The sequence below is a fragment of the Bacillus sp. RIT 809 genome, from assembly GCF_016892495.1.
Lineage (GTDB): Bacteria > Bacillota > Bacilli > Bacillales > Bacillaceae_G > Bacillus_A > Bacillus_A cereus_U.
On the sequence record NZ_JAFEMR010000013.1, the window covers coordinates 29,336 to 50,869 of the forward strand.

Sequence of the window (21,534 nt, forward strand, 5' to 3'; positions counted from 1 at the left end):
TGGGAGGTGACATGATGAACAAACTACCTCACGAAACACGCGTTGTCATCGGGATGTCCGGTGGCGTCGATTCATCTGTAGCAGCTCTTTTATTAAAAGAGCAAGGTTATGATGTAATCGGAATTTTTATGAAAAACTGGGATGATACAGATGCAAATGGTGTCTGCACAGCAACAGAAGATTACAATGATGTAATTGAAGTGTGTAACCAAATCGGCATTCCGTATTATGCAGTAAACTTTGAAAAACAATACTGGGATAAAGTATTTACGTACTTTTTAGATGAGTACCGAGCTGGTCGTACACCAAACCCAGATGTAATGTGTAACAAAGAAATTAAATTTAAAGCATTTTTAGAGCATGCAATTGCACTTGGTGCTGATTATGTAGCAACAGGTCATTATGCACGCGTTGCTTATATGGACGGCGAATATAAAATGCTTCGCGGCGTTGATGACAATAAAGATCAAACATATTTCTTAAATCAATTAAGCCAAGAGCAACTATCAAAAACAATGTTCCCATTAGGTGAATTAAAGAAACCACAAATTCGCGAAATGGCGACAGAAGCTGGTTTAGCGACAGCGGCGAAGAAAGATAGTACTGGTATTTGCTTCATCGGTGAGCGTAACTTTAAAGATTTCTTAAGTAACTATTTACCGGCGCAACCAGGTGTGATGCAAACATTATCTGGTGAAGTGAAAGGGAAACATGATGGTTTAATGTACTATACAATTGGACAACGTCATGGCCTTGGTATTGGTGGTAATGGTGATCCATGGTTTGCTGTTGGGAAAAACTTGAAAGAAAACATTTTATATGTTGACCAAGGATTCCATAACGAACTTCTATATGGTGATGAAGTTATTGCTACGAATGTAGGCTGGGTAAGTAATAAAGCGAAGGAAAAAGAATTTACGTGTACAGCGAAATTCCGTTATCGTCAAGCAGACAATAAAGTAACGGTTCAAATCGTTGATGAAAATACAGTTCGTATTCTTTGTGATGAGCCAATTCGTGCGATTACGCCAGGCCAAGCAGTTGTTTTCTATGATGGAGATGAGTGCTTAGGCGGCGCTACAATTGATGAAGTATATCATAGTGGTAAGAAATTAGATTATTTAGGATAACACGAGAAGCCTCTGCCGATTAGCGGTTAGAGGTTTCTTTTACATAAAGCGAATTTTTGTTCGCTTGGAAAATACATTCTTTGTTATAATTTGTTGTAGAGGTGAAGGATATGTCAAACAAACTTGAAACAGGTATTAAATATATGCAAGAAGGAAACTGGGAAGAAGCAGCTGAAAATTTCACAGAAGCAATCGAAGAAAATCCGAAAGATACGCTTGGATACATTAACTTTGCGAATTTATTAGATGTATTAGGTGATAGTGAGCGAGCAATTTTATTTTATAAACGTGCAGTAGAATTAGATGGTAAATCTGCGGCTGCTTATTATGGCTTAGGAAACGTATATTACGGTCAAGAGCAATTTGCAGAGGCGAAGGCTGTATTTGAACAAGCGATGCAAGCGGGATTACAATCAGCTGACGTAACATTTATGTTAGGTATCACACATGTGCAACTTGGAAATGATCGTCTTGCGCTGCCATTTTTACAAAGGGCAACTGAATTAGATGAAAATGATGTAGAAGCTGTTTTCCAATGCGGACTTTGCTTCGCGCGACTAGAACATATTCAAGAGGCAAAACCTTATTTTGAAAAGGTATTAGAAATGGATGAAGAGCATGCAGATGCGTATTATAATTTAGGTGTTGCGTACGTATTCGAAGAAAATAACGAGAAAGCTCTTACTTTATTTAAGAAAGCGACTGAAATTCAAGCAGACCACTTTTTAGCTGGTAATGGTATTCGTTTATTAGAGCAAGAAGCTGAATAAAGTGAAATTATAGTTTAATGCGCAGTTACCCCTCATCTAAAGATTGTGAAAGAGGTGGGGGATGTACTGCTCATTAAAGTGAAAAGAACTCGGAAAGGAGAGGAAATATGGGAAATCAACATGCAATGGATTTGTTTGAGGAAGAGAAAAAATTTATAAAAGCGCAAGTTCTTCATACCATTTTCCACAACGAAGAAAACCTCTATTCCGTTGTCAGTATGAAAGTCATTGAAACGAATGAAACATACGACGAAAAAAAAGTAATGATAAACGGTCATTTTCCCCGTATGCATGAAGATGAAGTGTTTACATTAACAGGTCATTTTAAAGACCACCCAAAGTATGGAAAACAATATTTAGTTGAAACGTTTAAAAAAGAACTGCCACAAACAAAAGCAGGTATGGTGCAATATTTAGCGAGCGATTTATTTAAAGGGATTGGAAAGCGTACAGCCGAAAAAATCGTGGACCATCTTGGTGAGCATGCGATTTCTAAAATTATGGATGATCCGGATGCGTTAAGTGGTGTTGTAAACAAGCAAAAAGCGCAGGAAATATATGAGACGATTATTGAGCATCAAGGGCTCGAGAAAGTGATGAGTTTTTTAAATGGTTACGGTTTTGGAACAAAACTTTCTATTAAAATTTATCAGCAATATAAAGAGATGACATTAGAAGTGATTCGTAATAATCCGTATAAACTTATTGAAGAAGTGGACGGAATTGGATTTGGAAGAGCAGATGATATAGGGCGTGCAATCGGAATAACGGGCAATCACGACGACCGTGTACGTGCAGGGTGTTTTTATACGTTAGAGAATATTTCATTACAACTCGGTCACGTGTATATGGAAAAAGGTCAGCTTGTAAGAGAAACGATGTCACTTTTAAATAATCAAGAAGGCAGAGTGACTGAGGAAGATATTGTAGGCTGCGTTGAAATGATGCAAAGCGAAGGGAAAGTCATTATAGAAGAAGAGCGAGTGTATTTAGCTTCTTTATTCTATTCTGAGAAAGGCGTTGTAAAGTCGATCCGTCGTCTTATGAATCAAGAAGAAACCCCTGCATTCCCTGAAGCAGAAGTGTTAAAAACATTAGGAGAAATTGAAGAACAGCTAAAGGTGCAGTATGCGCCGCTTCAGCAAGAAGCAGTTCAAACTGCACTTCATAAGCCGATGATGCTATTAACAGGTGGACCAGGAACGGGGAAAACAACAGTTATTAAAGGGATTGTTGAAATGTATGCATCACTTCACGGAGTATCATTAAATCCGAATGAATATAGTGATGATAATCCATTTCCGATTTTATTAACGGCTCCAACTGGAAGAGCAGCGAAGCGAATGAGTGAATCGACGGGGCTTCCGGCGTGCACAATTCATCGTCTACTCGGTTGGACGCCAGAAGGATCTTTCCAGCGTAATGAAACCGATCCAATACAAGGAAAGTTACTCATTATTGATGAGTTTTCAATGGTAGACATTTGGCTTGCAAATCAGCTGTTTAAGTCGCTTCCGACAAATATTCAAGTTATCGTTGTAGGTGATGAAGATCAGTTGCCATCTGTAGGACCTGGACAAGTGCTAAAAGACTTATTGAATGCAGGTGCAGTTCCAACGGTCAAGCTTACAGAAATTTATCGTCAAGCGGAAGGGTCATCTGTTATTCAGCTTGCCCATGCGATAAAAGGTGGTGCGCTTCCGCCAGATTTAGCACAAAATAAAAAGGATCGTTCCTTTATTTCTTGTACAGGCGCTCAAATCGTTGAAGTTGTAAAAAAAGTATGTGAAAATGCCAAGACAAAAGGATTTAGCGCAAGAGATGTACAAGTGTTGGCACCTATGTACCGCGGACCAGCAGGTATTAATGTGTTAAATGAAGCTCTCCAAGAAGTGTTTAATCCGAAAATGGAAAAAAGTAAAGAAATTGCATACGGTGACGTTGTATACCGCAGAGGAGATAAAGTACTGCAACTCGTCAATCAGCCGGAAAGTCAAGTATTTAATGGTGATATCGGAGAAATCGTTTCGGTGTTTTATGCGAAAGAAAACGTTGAGCAACAAGATATGATTATCGTTTCATTTGATGGGATTGAAGTAACGTATACAAAGCCAGATTTAAATCAAATTACACATGCATATTGCTGCTCGATTCATAAATCACAAGGTAGTGAATTTCCGATTGTTATTATGCCGATTGTAAAAAGCTATAACCGTATGTTACGTCGTAATTTAATTTATACGGGTATTACAAGAAGTAAGAAATTCCTTATTATTTGCGGGGAGGAAGCAGCTTTTCAATCCGGTGTGAATCGCCTTGATGATGCAATGCGTCAAACGACTTTAGCTGGCCGATTGCAAGAATCACAAGGCGAAGTGCAAATGGTGACGGTTAATGGTGAAGAAATGGATGTGGAAAACATTTCACCGTATGATTTCATGTAACAAGGTGAAATTATATAGTGAAACTTTCAAACGTATAACGTTGAAAGGCTTTAGCAATGTATAAATGAATGCAGTTTGGACATAATGGCGAATAGAATCTGGGAGACTGTAAGGAGATGAAAGCCATATGTTCAGTTGTCCAAATTGCAAAGGGAAAGACATCGGAAAAATAGGTGTCAACCAATTTTATTGCTGGAATTGTTATATCGAATTATCGGTTTCAAAGGGGAAAATCCATACACATCAAGTAGAGGAAGATGGTTCATTAAGCTCTCTTGATGATTTATTTGATGATAATGAAAGAACGATCGGATAACGAAAAGGGGGATTTACTTTGAATCTACGCAATTCATTAATCGCATTAGGTGTTGGAGCTGCAGCATATCAATATGCTCGCAAACAAGATGTATTCTCAAAACGTAATGTGAAAAAAGCACGTAAGATGATTAAGTCTTATTTATAAGGCGTAAAAACTCCCTTCATGATAAGGGAGTTTTTTTATGTGCTTGTATGCAAATATAAAAGTCCGATTTCAGAGAAGAGATAAGATAAACCGTAACATCCAACGCCAAGCATTCCATAATGCCATAAGTGCTTCGCTCTTTCTTTTCGCGAGGAACGAATAAAGAAGCCTTTCCAAATACCAAACCCGATACAAATCCATTCAAGAAGCATAAAAAGTGCGGATAATGCAAGCATAAATAAGATCATTATGAGCCCTCCTGATTATATTTTGACATTTTGTATTTTCATGGGTGGTTGTCCTTATTATGTTAAATATATGTACGTCTTTAAAAAACAGTATGGTCTGTATAAAAAGATTTTAAAACTTTTGCACATAACCTAACCTATTTATTTTCAAAATAAAGGTGGAGGAGGTTTTTCGTGTGAAGAATCTTAAAATCATTTGGATATATCGTTTAGGATTATTGTTACTCGTTTTTCTTTGTTTGCTCGTCTTTTTAAAAATTAAGCCACTATGGGCACCGATTATTTTTGTATTTAAAGTGGCGATCACACCGTTTCTTATTGCTTGTTTTATTGCTTATTTATTACACCCTTTAATTGAAAAAATCCATAAGGAAGGAATGCCACGCACACTTGCTATTTTGCTCATTTATATTCTTTTCTTTGGCGGAATTGGCTATGGGATTTATAAAGGAACGCCAGTTGTTATTAAACAGTTACAAGAAATTAATGAACAATTTCCGCAGTTTACAAAAATGTACGATTCTTGGATGGATGGAGTTACAGAACAAACAGCGAATTTCCCATCATTTATTCATGAAAAGGTAAAGCAAATTTTCGTTGGTGTAGAAATGAAGATACAAACGCTTTTAAATAAAGTTATGAGCACAGCACGTGGTGTACTGGATTCATTGCTCATTATTTTCTTAATTCCGTTCATTGTATTTTACATATTAAAAGATTACGGTGAGTTTTATCATATTTTTTGGAAACTAGTTCCGAGTAAGTGGCGTAGTACGGGTCAAATGCTTGCGAAAGAAATTGATAAGTCACTCGGAAGTTATATTCGAGGACAGTTATTTGTTTGCTTAGTATTAGGGGGAGTATCTGTTCTTTCTTTTTGGTTTATCGGTATGAAATATCCGTTATTACTCGGTATTATTATTGGGGTAACGGATATAATCCCGTACTTTGGTCCTATTTTAGGGGCGATTCCGACGTTGATGATTGCGGCAACGGTATCAACGAGTTTACTCATTAAGGCGGGGATTACGATTGCTATTTTGCAATTTTTGGAAAGTAACATTTTATCGCCTTACATCGTTGGTAAGTCGCTTCGTATGCATCCTGTGATTATTATGTTTGCGTTACTAGTAGGGGGAGAAGTTGCGGGGATTGTAGGATTACTAATATCGGTTCCTATTTTAGCGGTCATTCGGACAGTGGTCGTTCATGTGAGGCCTCTTTGGAAAAGAGAAGATATTTAAAATGAAAAGTAGATGCTTATGTAGCTAACGAAAATGTGTGTAGTACAATATAATTATTATTATCTACATTGACAAACTTAAGAGAATTCTATTATATTTAGTCATATAATACATTAAATCAATGACGGAACAAGTATGTTACAGTCCATTTATAGAGAGAAGCTTCCAATGGCTGAAAGAAGCTTTAAATGAAGGGTAACAGAAAGCTAATCCTGAGAGCAGCTAATCACTGCCGTCTTGCCACGTTACGGCACCATGAGGTGATGAATTGATTGTTATAATAATCAATTCATAATTAGGGTGGTATCGCGAGTTAACTCTCGTCCCTTTTATTAGGGGCGGGAGTTTTTTATATTTAAGGAGGAAAATACAATGAAACAACTAACAGGCGCACAAATTCGTCAAATGTTTTTAGACTTTTTCCAAGAAAAAGGACATGCAGTAGAACCAAGTGCATCACTAGTTCCGCACGAGGATCCATCTCTTCTATGGATTAATAGTGGTGTAGCGACATTAAAGAAATATTTTGACGGACGTGTAATCCCGCAAAACCCACGTATTACAAATGCACAAAAATCAATTCGTACAAACGATATTGAAAACGTTGGGAAAACAGCTCGTCACCATACATTCTTTGAAATGTTAGGGAACTTCTCAATCGGTGATTACTTCAAAGAAGAAGCAATTACTTGGGCTTGGGAATTTCTAACGAGCGACAAGTGGATCGGATTCGATAAAGAATTACTATCTGTTACAATTCATCCGGAAGATGAAGAAGCATTCACAATTTGGAATGAGAAAATGGGTGTTCCAAAAGAACGCATCATCCGTTTAGAAGAAAACTTCTGGGATATCGGTGAAGGACCAAGTGGACCGAATACAGAGATTTTCTATGACCGCGGTGAAGCTTACGGTAATGACTTTAGTGACCCAGAATTATATCCGGGCGGAGAAAACGAGCGTTACTTAGAAGTATGGAACCTTGTATTCTCTCAATTTAACCATAATCCAGACGGTTCATATACGCCGCTTCCTAAGAAAAACATCGATACAGGGATGGGTCTAGAGCGTATGACATCTATCGTTCAAGATGTACCTACGAATTTTGATACAGACCTATTCATGCCGATGATTGGGGCGACAGAATCAATTTCTGGCGAGAAGTATCGTAATGGTGACTTAGAAAAAGATATGGCATTTAAAGTAATTGCTGACCATATTCGTACAGTAACATTTGCGGTTGGTGATGGAGCACTTCCTTCTAACGAAGGCCGTGGTTATGTATTACGTCGTTTATTACGCCGCGCTGTTCGTTACTCGAAAAAATTAAATATCAACCGTCCATTCATGTTTGAATTAGTACCGGTTGTTGGAGAAGTAATGAAAGACTTCTATCCAGAAGTACTTGAAAAGAAAGATTTCATCGCAAAAGTTGTGAAGAATGAAGAAGAGCGTTTCCATGAAACACTTCATGATGGTGAATCAATTTTAGCTGAAGTAATTGCAAAAGCGAAAGAAGAAAAAATAACTGTTATTTCTGGCGTAGATGCTTTCCGTCTATACGACACGTACGGTTTCCCGATTGAATTAACAGAAGAATATGCAGAAGAAGCTGGTATGACAGTTGATCAAGCAGGCTTTGAGAATGAAATGGAGAAACAACGTGAGCGTGCACGTGCTGCTCGTCAAGACGTTGATTCTATGCAAGTTCAAGGCGGTGTACTTGGTGAAGTTAAAGTAGCGAGCGAATTCGTTGGTTACGGTACAGTTGCAACAGAAAGTAACGTTGTTGCACTTGTAAAAAATGGCGAGTACACAGATAGCCTACAAGCAGGTGAAGAAGGACAATTAATGCTTGATGTAACGCCATTCTACGCTGAGAGCGGTGGGCAAATTGCAGACCGTGGTTATCTTCTTGCTAACGGCGTGAAAGTTCTTGTAAAAGACGTACAAAAAGCACCAAATGGTCAAAACTTACACAAAGTTGTTGTTGAAGAAGGTACATTAACGAAAGAAGCGGCTGTAAAAGCTCTTATCGATACGAAAAACCGTAGTAGCGTTGTGAAAAACCATACAGCAACTCACTTACTGCACCAAGCATTAAAAGATGTACTTGGAACGCATGTTAACCAAGCGGGTTCTCTTGTAACATCTGAACGTTTACGTTTTGACTTCTCTCACTTCGGTCAAGTACAAGCTGACGAATTAGAAAAAATTGAGCGTATCGTAAACGAAAAAATTTGGCAAAGTATTGATGTTGCGATTTCTCAAAAAGCAATCGAAGAAGCGAAAGAAATGGGCGCAATGGCATTATTCGGTGAAAAATACGGTGATGTTGTACGCGTTGTACAAGTAGGCGATTACAGCTTAGAGCTTTGCGGTGGTTGTCACGTTGATAACACAGCTTCTATCGGTATTTTCAAAATCGTTGCTGAATCTGGTATCGGTGCAGGAACACGTCGTATTGAGGCGGTAACTGGTAAATCTGCATACGAATTAATGAACGATCAAGTAGGTTTATTAAAAGAAGCGGCAGGAAAAATGAAAACAAATCCGAAAGATATTTTAACAAGAGTTGATGGTTTATTTGCTGAAGTAAAACAACTTCAAAAAGAAAACGAATCTCTTGCTGCGAAATTAAGCAATATCGAAGCTGGAAACTTAACTGATTCAGTAATGACAGTTGATGGTGTGAACGTATTAGCGGCGAAAGTAAATGTTGCAGATATGAACAATTTACGTACAATGATGGATGATCTTAAAAATAAATTAGAGTCTGCAGTTGTTGTATTAGTGTCTGTAAATGACGATAAAGTAAATATTTTAGCTGGCGTAACGAAAGATTTAATTAGTCAAGGTTACCATGCAGGTAAACTTGTGAAAGAAGTAGCTTCTCGTTGTGGAGGCGGTGGTGGTGGCCGTCCTGACATGGCTCAAGCAGGTGGTAAAAACCCAGCGCAAGTTGAGGAAGCTTTAGCATTTGTACAAGAGTACGTTAAATCTGTTTCAAAATAAAGAGATAGTAGTGTACAATGGTAGGGAGAGGAGAAGTTCTTCTCCCTATACTTACTACTTACAAGTGAGGTGCTTGAAATGGACGGTTTTGATAAAACAATGAAGTTTAGCATTCAAGATGAAAAGCAGAGTGTCCATGTGAATGATGTACTTTTAACTGTGTATAATGCACTTCAAGAAAAAGGTTATAATCCGATTAACCAAATCGTCGGTTATTTATTAAGTGGAGATCCAGCATACATACCTCGCCATAAAGATGCACGAAGCATTATTCGCAAGCTTGAACGTGATGAGTTAATTGAAGAACTTGTGAAGTCTTACTTGAAACATCATCGTGAGGAGTAGTTTATGCGGATATTAGGTTTAGATGTTGGTACTAAAACAGTCGGTGTTGCAATGAGCGATGAAATGGGCTGGACAGCACAAGGACTGGAAACAATCAGGATTAACGAAGAACGAGGCAACTTTGGTTTTGACCGTATTTCTGAGTTGGTAAAACAGTACAATGTGGACAAAATAGTAGTAGGTTTACCTAAAAATATGAATGGTACAATTGGCCCGCGTGGTGAAGCGTGCCAACAATTTGCAGAAAACCTGCGAAATCTGTTACAATTAGAAGTTGTAATGTGGGACGAGCGTTTGTCGACGATGGCAGCGGAACGTCTGCTCATTTCAGCTGATGTGAGCCGTAAGAAGCGAAAGCAAGTAATCGATAAGATGGCTGCAGTCGTAATCTTACAAGGATTTCTAGATAGTAAATAAGAGGTGACCAAAATGGAAGAAAATCAAATTACAATTGTAGACGAAAAAGGAAACGAACATTTATGTGAAATTATTTTCACTTTTGATGCTGAAAAATTCGGCAAAAAATCTTACGTAGTCTTCTCGCCAATCGGTGAAGTAGACGAAGATGGGGACCAAATCTTCGATGCAATGGCATACGAGCAAAGTGAAGAAGAGGGCGGAACATTACTTTCAATTGAATCTGAAGAAGAGTGGGAAATGGTACAAGAAATGTTTAACACTCTTGCTGATGAGCAAGACGAAGAGTAGTAATGTATAAAAAGGCGGACTGTGTACACAGTTCGCCTTTTTTGTATTCAAATGCAAAATGACAGATTTTTTGTCGAAACTACTTAATTGTTTATAGTATAATAAGACGGGTTGTATGAAATGAGGCTTTAAATGAGTAGCTGTCACCAATTATTTAGAAATGATTGGTTTTGCTTTATGTTTGTAGGGCATTGTATAGAGGAAGTGTATATGGTCTACAATTAAATAAGGAGGAAGAATTTTGGTAGAGAATCAAGTGAAGAAGAAGCGTAGACGCATTTTTTTATTTTCGATTATCGCACTGCTTTTAGTTTGTGGATCAGTCTATGCGTATATTTCATCTGCATTAGGACCAGTTGATAGTGGAAATAAAAAAGAGATTGAAGTAGAGATTCCAAAGGGGTCATCTACAAGTAAAATCGGTGAGATTTTAGAAGAAAAAGGTGCTGTGAACAGCGGTACAGTTTTTAGTTTTTATACGAAAGTTAAGTCGAAAAGCTTACAAGCAGGTACATATTTATTAAATCCTTCGATGAATGCTAACGATGTCATTGAACAAATGTCATCTGGCAACGTACATCGTCCGGCTCTTTATAAAGTGACGATTAAAGAAGGAGCGCAAGTAACTGAAATTGCTGAAGTGATTGCGACAGAATTAAAGTGGAATAAAGATGATGTTGTGCGTCAATTAAACGATAAAGCATTTATTCAAAAAATGCAGCAAAAGTATCCGAAGCTATTAACGGATAAAATTTTTGATAGTAATATTAAATATCCATTAGAAGGTTATTTATATCCTGCGACGTATTCGTTCTATAAGAAAGATACGACATTAGAAGAAATCGTAATTCCGATGCTTGAGAAAACGAATGCAATCATTGTTCAAAATGAGGCAAAAATGAAAGCGAAGAACTGGGATGTGCATCAACTGCTCACGTTGTCTTCACTTATTGAAGAAGAGGCCACTGGCTTTACAGATCGCCAGAAAATCTCTAGTGTTTTCTATAATCGTTTAGCGAAAGGTATGCCGCTTCAAACGGATCCGACGGTACTATACGCGCTTGGAAAGCATAAACAACGCGTATTATACGAAGACTTGAAAGTAAACTCACCGTACAATACGTATGTTGTGAAAGGGTTGCCAGTTGGACCGATTGCAAACTCTGGTAAACATTCAGTGGAAGCAGCGTTAGATCCTGCGCAAACAGATTATTATTATTTCTTAGCTGCACCAAGTGGTGAAGTGTATTATGCGAAAACATTAGAAGAACATAATGCATTAAAGCAAAAATACATTACGAAAAAACAATGAAATCGGGAGGGGTAGCGAAAAAGGTCGCACATCCCTCTTTTTTGTGGTAAAATATATCGGGTTAAAAACTGGCAGAAGAATCGTTTTTAATATCAAAACGGGACGTACAAGCTAAGGGTGAAACTGGCTTGTATTTTTATTGCATTCTATGTGTGAAAAGACAAAGGTTGACGCGTCATAGAGGCACTTCTCCATGTAAATAAGGAGGACCAATTATGGAGGATGCAGTTAACGAGTACCTATTATCATTTATTGATCCAAAAGATAAATTAATTCTTGAAATGGAAGAGTATGCAACTGAAAACCATGTGCCGATTATGGATCGACTTGGAATGGAGTTTATGCTGCAATTTTTACGTTTAATTGGACCGGAAAGTATTTTAGAACTTGGAACAGCAATCGGTTATTCTAGTATTCGTATGATGCAAGCTATTCCGAACTCTCGCATTGTGACAGTAGAGCGCAATCGTGAACGATATGAAAAGGCACTTGAATATATAGAATGTTCCTCGGTAACAGAACGTATTTCTGTTATTTACGGTGATGCTTTAGAAACGGGCGAACAAGTGAAAGAACATGGAACATTTGATGTTATTTTTATTGACGCAGCGAAAGGGCAGTACCGTCGCTTTTTTGACTTATACGAACCGTTATTAAATCCTGGTGGCGTTATTATTTCAGATAACGTTATGTACCATGGTCTTGTGACGACAAAAGAGAAAATTGAAAATAGACGTACGCGTGGTTTGATTCGTCGTATTAAGACGTACAATGAATGGCTTATGAACCATGAAGGATATGATACAACGATTTTCCCAATTGGCGATGGAGTGGCTGTAAGTAAAAAGAGAGGGTGACAAAAGTATGAAGAAACCTGAATTGTTAGTAACACCTAGAGCGGTGGCGGATATTGAACCTCTTGTGAAAGCAGGGGCAGATGCAGTAATGGTTGGTGAACAAAAGTTTGGTTTACGTTTGGCAGGAGAGTTTTCACGTGAAGATGTGAAACAAGCTGTAAACATTGCACATGAAAATGGTGTGAAAGTATACGTTGCAATGAATGCGATGTTCCATAATGATAAAGTGGAAGAATTAACGGACTACGTTGCCTTTTTAAATGAGGTAAATGTAGATGCGATTGTTTTCGGAGATCCAGCGGTATTAATGGCTGTTCGTGAAGTTGCACCAAACATGCAACTTCACTGGAATACAGAAACGACAGCGACAAACTGGTTTACTTGTAACTATTGGGGGCAAAGAGGCGCGAAACGCGCTGTATTAGCTCGTGAGCTTAGCTTAGATGAAATTGCTGAATTAAAAGAAAATGCTGAAGTGGAACTTGAAGTACAAATTCACGGTATGACTTGCATGTTCCAATCGAAGCGTTCACTAGTAGGAAACTACTTTGAGTATCAAGGGCGTAATCTCGACATCGAAAAGAAAAAGTATGAAGAGAATATGTTCTTATACGACCCAGAACGTAATAACAAATATCCAATTTATGAAGATGAAAACGGTACTCACATTATGAGTCCAAATGATATTTGTTTCATCGATGAGTTAGAGGAACTGATCGATGCTGAAGCCGATAGCTTAAAAATTGATGGTGTCCTAAAAAGTTCTGAATACATTATTGAGGTAACGAAGAAATATCGTAAAGCGATTGATTTATGTGTAGAAGATCGTGATGCGTATTATGACGTGAAAGATGATTTATTGAAAGAGATAGAAGAAATACAACCGGTAAATCGTCCGTTAGATACAGGATTCTTCTTTAAAGAAACGGTTTACTAAACGAGGAGGGTGTAGGAAATGACTGTACAAGAAATTTCACGGGTGATCGATGGCAAACGCGTTATTGTGAAAAAACCTGAACTGTTAATCCCTGCGGGTAACTTAGAAAAATTAAAAGTAGCTATCCATTATGGGGCAGATGCTGTATATTTAGGTGGACAAGAATTTGGTCTTCGTTCTAATGCAGGTAACTTTACGCTGGAAGACATGGCAGAAGGCGTTGAATTTGCAAAGAAATATGGAGCAAAAATATACGTAACAACAAATATTTTTGCACATAATGAAAATATGGATGGGCTAGAGGAATATTTAAAAGGGATTGAAAAAGCTGGCGTAACGGGAATTATCGTTGCCGATCCGCTTATTATTGAGACATGTAAACGTGTAGCGCCTTCTGTTGAGGTGCATTTAAGTACACAACAATCACTATCCAACTGGAAAGCAGCACAGTATTGGAAAGAAGAAGGTTTACATCGTCTTGTATTAGCTCGTGAAGCAAGCTATGAAGAAATGAAAGAAATTAAAGAAAAAGTTGATATTGAAATTGAAGCATTCGTCCATGGTGCAATGTGTATCGCATATTCAGGGAGATGTACATTAAGTAACCATATGACAGCGCGTGACTCTAACCGTGGTGGTTGTTGTCAATCTTGCCGCTGGGATTATGATTTAGTTCAAACGGTATCACAACATAAAGATGCAAAAGAGCTTCCTCTATTCCAAGAAGAAGATGCTCACTTTGCGATGAGCCCAAAAGATTTAAATTTAATCTTATCCATTCCGAAAATGATTGAAATTGGAATTGATAGCTTAAAAGTTGAAGGACGTATGAAATCTATCCATTACGTAGCGACTGTAGCAACTGTATATCGTAAAGTAATTGATGCGTATTGTGCGGATCCTGATAACTTTGAGTTTAAACAAGAATGGTTAGATGAACTTGATAAATGTGCAAATCGTGATACAGCTCCTGCATTCTTTGAAGGGGTTCCAGGACATCAAGAGCAAATGTTTGGAAATCATAGTAAGAAAACAACGTATGATTTTGCTGGTTTAGTGTTAGATTATAATGAAGAAACGGGCATCGTAACGCTTGAGCAACGTAATCACTTCAAACCAGGACATGAAGTGGAGTTCTTTGGGCCAGAAATAGAAAACTTTACGCAGACGGTGGAGAAAATTTGGGATGAGGATGGAAACGAATTAGATGCAGCGAGACATCCGTTGCAAATCGTGAAATTCAAAGTGGATCAACCAGTGTATGTGAATAATATGATGCGCAAAAACATACTTCAATAAGAAAGAGTGGTAGTCGAATGGGGACGAATAAGCCTGTTGTAATTGGAATCGCTGGTGGTTCAGGATCAGGAAAAACAAGTGTAACGAAAGCGATTTTTGACCATTTTAAAGGTCATTCCATTTTAATCTTGGAGCAAGATTATTATTACAAAGATCAAAGCCATTTACCAATGGAAGAACGTTTAAAAACAAATTACGATCATCCGTTAGCGTTTGATAATGATTTGTTAATTGACCATTTGCAGCAGTTGCTTGCATATGAGCAAGTGGAAAAGCCTATATATGACTATACATTGCATACGCGTTCAGAAAAAATTATTCCAGTTGAGCCGAAAGATGTAATTATTTTAGAAGGAATTCTTATTTTAGAAGACCCACGTCTTTGTGAGTTAATGGATATTAAGGTGTTCGTTGATACAGATGCAGACCTTCGTATTTTACGCCGCATGCAGCGCGATATTGAAGAGCGCGGTCGTACAATGGATTCAGTTATTGACCAATACGTAAACGTTGTACGTCCAATGCATAATCAATTTATTGAGCCTTCTAAGAAATTCGCGGATATTATTATCCCTGAAGGTGGACAAAATCATGTTGCAATTGATATTATGGTTACAAAAATTGCAACAATTCTTGAACAAAAAGTAAATTTGTAATAGCATAGTAAAAGATATACGATAGGAAGGGATTTTTTCCCTTCTTATCGAATACAATGAAACATGAAACCTCACCTACCAATAGGTGAGGGCATATTTATATCAACTTTCCATACATACCTTCTTTATATAAGGAAGAATTGGAGAATAAGGGGTTGTATGTGACAACTCCACTAGTGCCATGTGTGCTAGAAACCTCCGCTATATATAAGCGGAGGAGTTTTCATATGGAACTCCTCTTTTTTTCGGGGGATTGGTATATAAAAGGAGTGGAAAACATGGCAACAGAAAAAACATACCCTATGACGCAAGAGGGTAAGCAAAAACTAGAGAACGAAGTTGAACAATTAAAAACAGTAAGACGTAAAGAAGTTGTAGAGCGTATTAAGATCGCACGTAGCTTCGGAGATCTTTCTGAGAACTCTGAGTATGATGCAGCGAAAGATGAGCAAGCATTCGTAGAAGGACGCATTACACAACTTGAAAATATGATCCGTAATGCGGTTATCATTGAAGACAATGGTGAAGAGTCTACAGTTGTAACATTAGGTAAAACAGTAACATTTAAAGAGTTACCAGGTGGAGACGAAGAATCGTACACAATCGTAGGTAGCGCAGAAGCTGATCCATTTGAAGGAAGAATTTCTAACGATTCTCCAATCGCAAAAAGCTTATTAGGTAAGCAAATTGGTGAGAAGGTAGCAATCCAAACACCAGGTGGAGAAATGCAAGTAGAGATTATCTCTGTAAAATAACGTAAAAATCACTCGTGTGAAAACGAGTGATTTTTTATTTGTATAAAAGGTGAAACACCTCGTCTAAACTACAATAGACGAGGTGTTTTTTATGAAAATGAAACGGAGAATTATAATTGTTTTAATTTGTTTTATGGGTGTGATTTTTTTATTACTTTGTCGTTTAATCCAAATACAGATTATTGATACGGAATCCTTTACTGATCGAAATATCAATTTGATTGAAAAAAGTGTTACGCAACGAACACAATCACTTACAGTAGATAGTGGAAGAGGGCATTTTACAGATCGAAATGGTAAGGAAATTGGTGAAGAGAAATATCCAGTCTTAATTGTTTTTCCATTTTTACAAATAAAAAATGACATGTTAGAGAAAATTGCGCATATCATTGGTGTGTCGAGACAAGAGATAAGACTGCAAATGAAAAATAAGAATCAAGCATTTATATTACGAAGGGGGAATATCCCATTTCAATTAACGATCGAGCAAATGGAGAAGGTAAATCAATTAGATATTTTAGGTATTGTAGCAGCAGAAGTTCGACTGAAGCAAACGGGAGAGGCAAATCATTTAATTGGTGATGTGGGAGAGAATGAACAGGAATTTCAAAAGCGTTATGGAGAAATGAAAAAAACTTCGAAACAAACGCCAATTGGTATTTCGGGATTGCAACAATCATTTGATGAATTTTTACTGACTGATGGAGAAGCGAAAGTACTATATCAAGTGGATCGACAAGGAGAACCGATTTTCGGGAAACAGGCGAAATACACTTCACCAGGAAATCCATTTTATCCAGTTACTATTCAAACAACAATAAATAAAACGTTGCAACGACGAGCAGAGAGGATTATAGATGAAAATGGAATAAAAAAAGGTGGGTTAGTATTACTAGACATAAAGAATAGTGAAGTTTTAGCAATGGTAAGTAAGCCTTCTTTACAGATGAATGATAAGAGGATATATAAAGCTACACTTGAAAATCAAATGTTAACTCCTCATTTTCCGGGGTCTGTTTTTAAAACAGTAGTTGCAGCAGCAGTAATTGATGAGAATTTGGTGCGGTTTAATCGTACATTTAACTGTAATACGGATTTATACGGTGAAAATCTTCCACAAGTTATGATGGGGTCATTAAACTTTAAGGGAAGCTTTGCTAGAAGCTGTAATCGAACGTTTGCCGTATTAGGTGATGAACTAATGCAAAAGGATAGGGGAGTATTAGAAACGTATTTAGAGGCCTTAGGAGCAAGTAAGAAGGTAGGGTGGAAAGGTTCGGTATTTCATACATCGGAATTTGAGCAATTTCCAGAAGAAAAGAGTGCTATTATTTGGGGGAACGAAGAAAATAAATATAGTAGAAAAGCGATTGCTCAAACGATGGTCGGACAAAAAGATGTACGTGTGTCACCTCTAGCTATAGCGAATATGATGGCGACAATCGCTAGAGGTGGAGAGAAGATGGAAGTGAAAGCTGTGAAAAAAATAGTGTATAAAAATGGAACCGACTTTTTTACATTTGAAAATCATAAATTAAATGGAAAACAGCTTTCTTATGAAACGATGAAAAAATTACAACAGTTGTTAAGAGGCGTTGTAACAATGGAAAAAGGAACGGGAACCGCATTCCGTTCGTTGCCACTAACTGTCGCGGGAAAATCTGGGACGGCACAAACAGGAAAAGGAGAGAAGGTAAATCGCTGGTTTGCAGGTTATTTTCCATATGAAAACCCAAGATATGCTTTAGTTGTAGTTGATATAGAAACAGATAACGTAAATGTAGTTACACCAGCTTTTGCAGAAATGGTAGAAGCAATTCATCAATTAGAAGTTGAAAAGTAATCTTGCAATTATTTATGAAATGTTTTCATTTCGTGAAAATATTATTGTAAATGTTCAACCTTTCTAGATTTAATGTTACAATAGCAAGTATGAAAAACTGCATGGAGGTTTGAAGAATGGCAGGAGGATCTAGATTCCAACAGAAACAACAAAAACGTCGTCAAAACGGTGTTTTAAATATTGCAATTGCAATTGTATTAATATTAGTAGCTATTGTATCATATCAATTGTTTGTTCCTGAAAGAAAAGAGCAAGCGTCTTCTAGTGATAAAAAAGTAACTCAGCAAACAACAAAAGAGAATAAAGCTGAGAAAGCTAAAGGTAAAGAAGAGACGAAGAAGAACGAGCAAGAGAAAGCAGAGGCTAAGAAGAAGGAAGAAGAGAAGCTACAGGCTGAAGAAGAAAAGAAAAAAGCTGAAGAGGAAGCGAAAGCTACCGAGAAAGAACCAGCTGAAAAAACACAGCCAAAGGCAACAGATGCGTATACGAAATCCTCTTGGAAGCCAGTAGGTACAGAACAAGGTGCAACACCTGCGATGACGTTTAAAAAAGGTTCAGCAGATTGGAATGAAATGAATCAAGCGATTTCCACTGCAATTGACGTTCCAGTAGAGCAATTAGTTATTCATAGAATCGGAAATAACGGTAAGAATAAAGCGTACGGTAATGTCCAAGATAAGCAATCAGGTAAAAAATATTATGTAAATATTGATTGGGTAGAAAATGAGGGCTGGAAACCAGTACTTGTTCAAACTCTAAACTAAAAAAGAGAGGCTCTTATGAGCCTCTCTTTTTTAGTTAGCGTAATTTCTTTAATTTAAAATGAACAACAGCACTATAATAAGGTCTTTTGCTTTCAGGATCCATAACCATTTGATGCGAGATGTGATGTACTTCGAGCATAAGTGCTTTATTATTATCAATTTGCTCACTAATTTTTTTTTCTAAAGAAGCTAAGTCCGCCGCTTCAAAAAACTCTACTTTATCTTCTAACATTTCAAAGGTAAATGACACGAAGACGCCCCCTCTCCTATGTAATCACCTATAGTGTAACAAAGAAAAGAAGGAAATACTACGTACATTTCAATTGACATTTTTAGAAAGAGAGAATATCATACTGATAAAACCGATAAGAAAAAGGGGAATTTTTATGGGAACAGAATTTAATGGTTTATTTGATGAATGGGCTCATACGTACGACTCATTTGTACAAGGCGAAGATATACAATATAAAGAAGTTTTCGCCCATTATGAGGACATTTTAGAGGATGTAGTTAACAAGTCATTTGGCAACGTATTAGAATTCGGTGTTGGTACTGGCAATTTAACAAATAAATTATTACTTGCTGGTCGCACAGTTTACGGTATAGAACCGTCACGCGAAATGCGTACAATTGCAAAAGAGAAATTACCAAAAGAGTTTTCAATTACGGAGGGTGATTTTCTTTCATTTGAAGTCCAAAATTCAATCGATACTATTGTGAGCACTTACGCATTTCATCATTTAACAGATGAAGAAAAAGACGTAGCAATTGCGAAGTATAGTCAATTGCTAAACAAAGGTGGTAAAATAGTGTTTGCTGATACGATATTTGCAGATCAAGATGCATATGATAAAACTGTCGAAGTAGCAAAACAAAGAGGTTTTCATCAGTTAGCAAACGATTTGCAAACAGAATACTATACACGTATTCCGATCATGCAATCTATTTTTGAAAACAATGGCTTCCACGTAACGTTTACGAGATTAAATCATTTCGTTTGGGTAATGGAGGCAACTAAGCAATAGAAAGAGGGATTAGATTGAGAATTGCTGTAATTGGAGCAATGGAAGAAGAAGTACGTATTTTACGTGACAAACTAGAACAAGCAGAAACAGAAACTGTTGCAGGTTCTGAATTTACGAAAGGGCTATTGGCAGGACATGAAGTAATCTTGCTAAAGTCTGGTATTGGTAAAGTAAATGCAGCGATGTCAACGACAATTTTATTAGAAAAATATAAGCCTGAAAAAGTAATTAATACTGGTTCAGCTGGTGGATTCCATCACTCTCTAAATGTTGGTGATGTAGTTATTTCAACAGAAGTTCGTCACCATGACGTAGATGTAACAGCATTTAACTACGAATATGGTCAAGTGCCAGGAATGCCACCTGGATTTAAAGCTGATGAGGCATTAGTTGCATTAGCTGAGAAATGTATGCAGGCAGAAGAAAATATTCAAGTTGTAAAAGGTATGATTGCAACAGGTGATTCATTTATGAGTGATCCGAACCGTGTTGCAGCCATTCGTGATAAATTTGAAGATCTTTATGCAGTAGAAATGGAAGCAGCAGCTGTTGCGCAAGTATGCCACCAATATGAAGTTCCATTTGTTATTATTCGTGCACTTTCTGATATTGCTGGTAAAGAATCAAATGTTTCATTTGATCAATTTTTAGATCAAGCAGCTCTTCATTCTACAAACTTTATCGTAAAGGTACTAGAAGAGTTAAAGTAATGTAACAAAAAGGCAACTGTCTCATATAAAGAAAATACATACAGTTGCCTTTTCTTTATTGGCAAATAAGGGGGAGAACACGATGAATGTATATCGTGGAGTTCATGAGTTGATTGGCCATACACCAATCGTAGAAATTACTCGTTTTTCACTTCCGAAAGGAGTCCGTTTATTTGCAAAGCTTGAATTTTACAACCCAGGCGGAAGCGTTAAGGATCGTTTAGGAAGAGAATTAATCGAAGATGCGTTAGAAAAAGGGCTTGTTGCAGAGGGCGGAACAATCATTGAACCGACGGCTGGAAATACCGGCATTGGACTGGCACTTGCAGCGTTAGAACATGATTTACGCGTCATTGTTTGTGTACCAGAGAAATTTAGTATTGAAAAACAAGAATTAATGAAAGCGCTAGGTGCAAAGGTCGTGCATACACCGACTGAGCAAGGAATGACCGGCGCAATTGCAAAGGCAAAAGAATTAGTAAAGGAAATACCAAATTCATACTCTCCAAGTCAGTTTGCTAATGAAGCAAACCCTCGTGCTTATTTCAAAACACTAGGTCCTGAACTTTGGGACGCACTGAATGGAGAGATTAACATATTTGTTGCGGGTGCAGGAACTGGCGGTACGTTTATGGGAACTGCGTCTTATTTAAAAGAAAAAAATATTGATATTAAAACGGTTATTGTAGAACCAGAAGGATCTATTTTAAATGGCGGCAAAGCTGGTTCACATGAAACAGAAGGTATTGGTCTTGAATTCATTCCACCATTTTTAAAAACATCTTATTTTGATGAAATTCATACAATTTCTGATCGAAATGCATTTTTACGAGTGAAAGAATTAGCGAAAAAGGAAGGCCTTCTCGTTGGGAGCTCTTCAGGAGCAGCATTTCATGCAAGCTTACTTGAGGCAGAGAAAGCAGCACCAGGTACAAATATTGTAACGATTTTTCCTGATAGTAGTGAGCGCTATTTAAGTAAAGACATATACAAAGGATGGGAATAAAAA

23 protein-coding genes and 1 other annotated feature are annotated in these 21,534 nt (G+C 37.4%); of the genes, 21 read left to right on the top strand and 2 right to left on the bottom strand.

Going from position 1 to position 21,534, the window contains the following annotated elements; genetic code table 11:
• The first annotated feature begins 14 nt into the window (after positions 1-14).
• The 5 genes from mnmA to JTF23_RS15175 all read left to right on the top strand — a co-directional run bounded on the left by mnmA (position 15) and on the right by JTF23_RS15175 (position 4,807).
• Positions 15-1,130 (top strand): tRNA 2-thiouridine(34) synthase MnmA, encoded by a 1,116-nt coding sequence (mnmA, locus tag JTF23_RS15155; protein WP_002160392.1) that lies wholly within the window; start codon positions 15-17, stop codon positions 1,128-1,130.
• A gap of 110 nt (positions 1,131-1,240) precedes the next feature.
• Positions 1,241-1,900 carry a tetratricopeptide repeat protein gene (locus JTF23_RS15160; RefSeq protein ID WP_204209105.1) on the top strand — a complete coding sequence of 220 codons (660 nt, stop codon included), beginning with the start codon at positions 1,241-1,243 and terminating at the stop codon, positions 1,898-1,900.
• A gap of 107 nt (positions 1,901-2,007) precedes the next feature.
• The gene (recD2, locus tag JTF23_RS15165) at positions 2,008-4,344 is read left to right on the top strand and encodes an SF1B family DNA helicase RecD2 (protein WP_204209106.1); all 2,337 of its coding nucleotides are present in this window, start codon (positions 2,008-2,010) and stop codon (positions 4,342-4,344) included.
• Between the two features lie 127 nt (positions 4,345-4,471).
• Positions 4,472-4,660 (top strand): hypothetical protein, encoded by a 189-nt coding sequence (locus JTF23_RS15170; protein WP_002015288.1) that lies wholly within the window; start codon positions 4,472-4,474, stop codon positions 4,658-4,660.
• Between the two features lie 18 nt (positions 4,661-4,678).
• Entirely contained in the window at positions 4,679-4,807 is a 129-nt protein-coding gene (locus JTF23_RS15175) for a YrzQ family protein (RefSeq protein ID WP_002015286.1), read from the top strand.
• A 35-nt stretch (positions 4,808-4,842) separates the two neighbouring features.
• Here JTF23_RS15175 and JTF23_RS15180 read toward each other — a convergent pair whose 3' ends face one another.
• The gene (locus tag JTF23_RS15180; protein ID WP_002160395.1) at positions 4,843-5,055 is read right to left on the bottom strand and encodes a hypothetical protein; all 213 of its coding nucleotides are present in this window, start codon (positions 5,053-5,055) and stop codon (positions 4,843-4,845) included.
• 176 nt (positions 5,056-5,231) lie between these two features.
• On the opposite strand from JTF23_RS15180, the gene JTF23_RS15185 reads away from it, so the two are divergent.
• From JTF23_RS15185 to JTF23_RS15245, 13 genes are all read left to right on the top strand, one after another.
• Positions 5,232-6,299 carry an AI-2E family transporter gene (locus tag JTF23_RS15185; RefSeq protein ID WP_002138436.1) on the top strand — a complete coding sequence of 356 codons (1,068 nt, stop codon included), beginning with the start codon at positions 5,232-5,234 and terminating at the stop codon, positions 6,297-6,299.
• Between the two features lie 112 nt (positions 6,300-6,411).
• Positions 6,412-6,630 (top strand) — a binding site (T-box leader).
• 41 nt (positions 6,631-6,671) lie between these two features.
• Positions 6,672-9,314 (top strand): alanine--tRNA ligase, encoded by a 2,643-nt coding sequence (gene alaS, locus JTF23_RS15190; RefSeq protein WP_078172778.1) that lies wholly within the window; start codon positions 6,672-6,674, stop codon positions 9,312-9,314.
• A gap of 78 nt (positions 9,315-9,392) precedes the next feature.
• Entirely contained in the window at positions 9,393-9,659 is a 267-nt protein-coding gene (locus tag JTF23_RS15195; protein WP_002111976.1) for an IreB family regulatory phosphoprotein, read from the top strand.
• A 3-nt stretch (positions 9,660-9,662) separates the two neighbouring features.
• On the top strand, positions 9,663-10,076 hold the full coding sequence (gene ruvX / locus JTF23_RS15200; protein WP_002160397.1) for a Holliday junction resolvase RuvX: 414 nt from the start codon (positions 9,663-9,665) through the stop codon (positions 10,074-10,076).
• Between the two features lie 12 nt (positions 10,077-10,088).
• Positions 10,089-10,367: a DUF1292 domain-containing protein gene (locus JTF23_RS15205; protein WP_002111975.1), complete on the top strand. Its 279-nt coding sequence runs from the start codon at positions 10,089-10,091 to the stop codon at positions 10,365-10,367.
• 241 nt (positions 10,368-10,608) lie between these two features.
• On the top strand, positions 10,609-11,679 hold the full coding sequence (gene mltG / locus JTF23_RS15210; RefSeq protein WP_199708829.1) for an endolytic transglycosylase MltG: 1,071 nt from the start codon (positions 10,609-10,611) through the stop codon (positions 11,677-11,679).
• 215 nt (positions 11,680-11,894) lie between these two features.
• Positions 11,895-12,536 carry an O-methyltransferase gene (locus JTF23_RS15215; protein ID WP_002111971.1) on the top strand — a complete coding sequence of 214 codons (642 nt, stop codon included), beginning with the start codon at positions 11,895-11,897 and terminating at the stop codon, positions 12,534-12,536.
• A 7-nt stretch (positions 12,537-12,543) separates the two neighbouring features.
• A complete protein-coding gene (locus JTF23_RS15220) occupies positions 12,544-13,473 on the top strand; it encodes a peptidase U32 family protein (protein WP_078172780.1) in 930 nt (309 codons plus the stop codon).
• Positions 13,474-13,491: 18 nt separating this feature from the next.
• Positions 13,492-14,772: a peptidase U32 family protein gene (locus tag JTF23_RS15225; protein WP_002111968.1), complete on the top strand. Its 1,281-nt coding sequence runs from the start codon at positions 13,492-13,494 to the stop codon at positions 14,770-14,772.
• Positions 14,773-14,789: 17 nt separating this feature from the next.
• The gene (udk, locus tag JTF23_RS15230) at positions 14,790-15,428 is read left to right on the top strand and encodes a uridine kinase (protein WP_002015274.1); all 639 of its coding nucleotides are present in this window, start codon (positions 14,790-14,792) and stop codon (positions 15,426-15,428) included.
• Between the two features lie 278 nt (positions 15,429-15,706).
• Complete coding sequence (gene greA / locus JTF23_RS15235; protein WP_070170580.1) at positions 15,707-16,183, top strand: transcription elongation factor GreA; 477 nt, start codon at positions 15,707-15,709, stop codon at positions 16,181-16,183.
• A 91-nt stretch (positions 16,184-16,274) separates the two neighbouring features.
• The gene (locus JTF23_RS15240) at positions 16,275-18,026 is read left to right on the top strand and encodes a peptidoglycan D,D-transpeptidase FtsI family protein (protein WP_204209107.1); all 1,752 of its coding nucleotides are present in this window, start codon (positions 16,275-16,277) and stop codon (positions 18,024-18,026) included.
• A 116-nt stretch (positions 18,027-18,142) separates the two neighbouring features.
• Positions 18,143-18,790: a YrrS family protein gene (locus tag JTF23_RS15245; protein ID WP_016106208.1), complete on the top strand. Its 648-nt coding sequence runs from the start codon at positions 18,143-18,145 to the stop codon at positions 18,788-18,790.
• A 34-nt stretch (positions 18,791-18,824) separates the two neighbouring features.
• Here the strand turns inward: JTF23_RS15245 and JTF23_RS15250 are convergent, their stop codons facing one another.
• Positions 18,825-19,040, bottom strand: a complete 216-nt coding sequence (locus JTF23_RS15250) for a YrzA family protein (RefSeq protein WP_016106207.1) — start codon at positions 19,038-19,040, stop codon at positions 18,825-18,827.
• A gap of 136 nt (positions 19,041-19,176) precedes the next feature.
• Here JTF23_RS15250 and JTF23_RS15255 point away from each other — a divergent pair, with 136 nt between their 5' ends.
• From JTF23_RS15255 to JTF23_RS15265, 3 genes are all read left to right on the top strand, one after another.
• Positions 19,177-19,815 (top strand): class I SAM-dependent methyltransferase, encoded by a 639-nt coding sequence (locus tag JTF23_RS15255; protein WP_016106206.1) that lies wholly within the window; start codon positions 19,177-19,179, stop codon positions 19,813-19,815.
• Positions 19,816-19,829: 14 nt separating this feature from the next.
• Positions 19,830-20,525: a 5'-methylthioadenosine/S-adenosylhomocysteine nucleosidase gene (gene mtnN, locus JTF23_RS15260; protein WP_016106205.1), complete on the top strand. Its 696-nt coding sequence runs from the start codon at positions 19,830-19,832 to the stop codon at positions 20,523-20,525.
• An 82-nt stretch (positions 20,526-20,607) separates the two neighbouring features.
• On the top strand, positions 20,608-21,531 hold the full coding sequence (locus tag JTF23_RS15265; protein ID WP_002111959.1) for an O-acetylserine dependent cystathionine beta-synthase: 924 nt from the start codon (positions 20,608-20,610) through the stop codon (positions 21,529-21,531).
• Positions 21,532-21,534 lie beyond the last annotated feature (3 nt).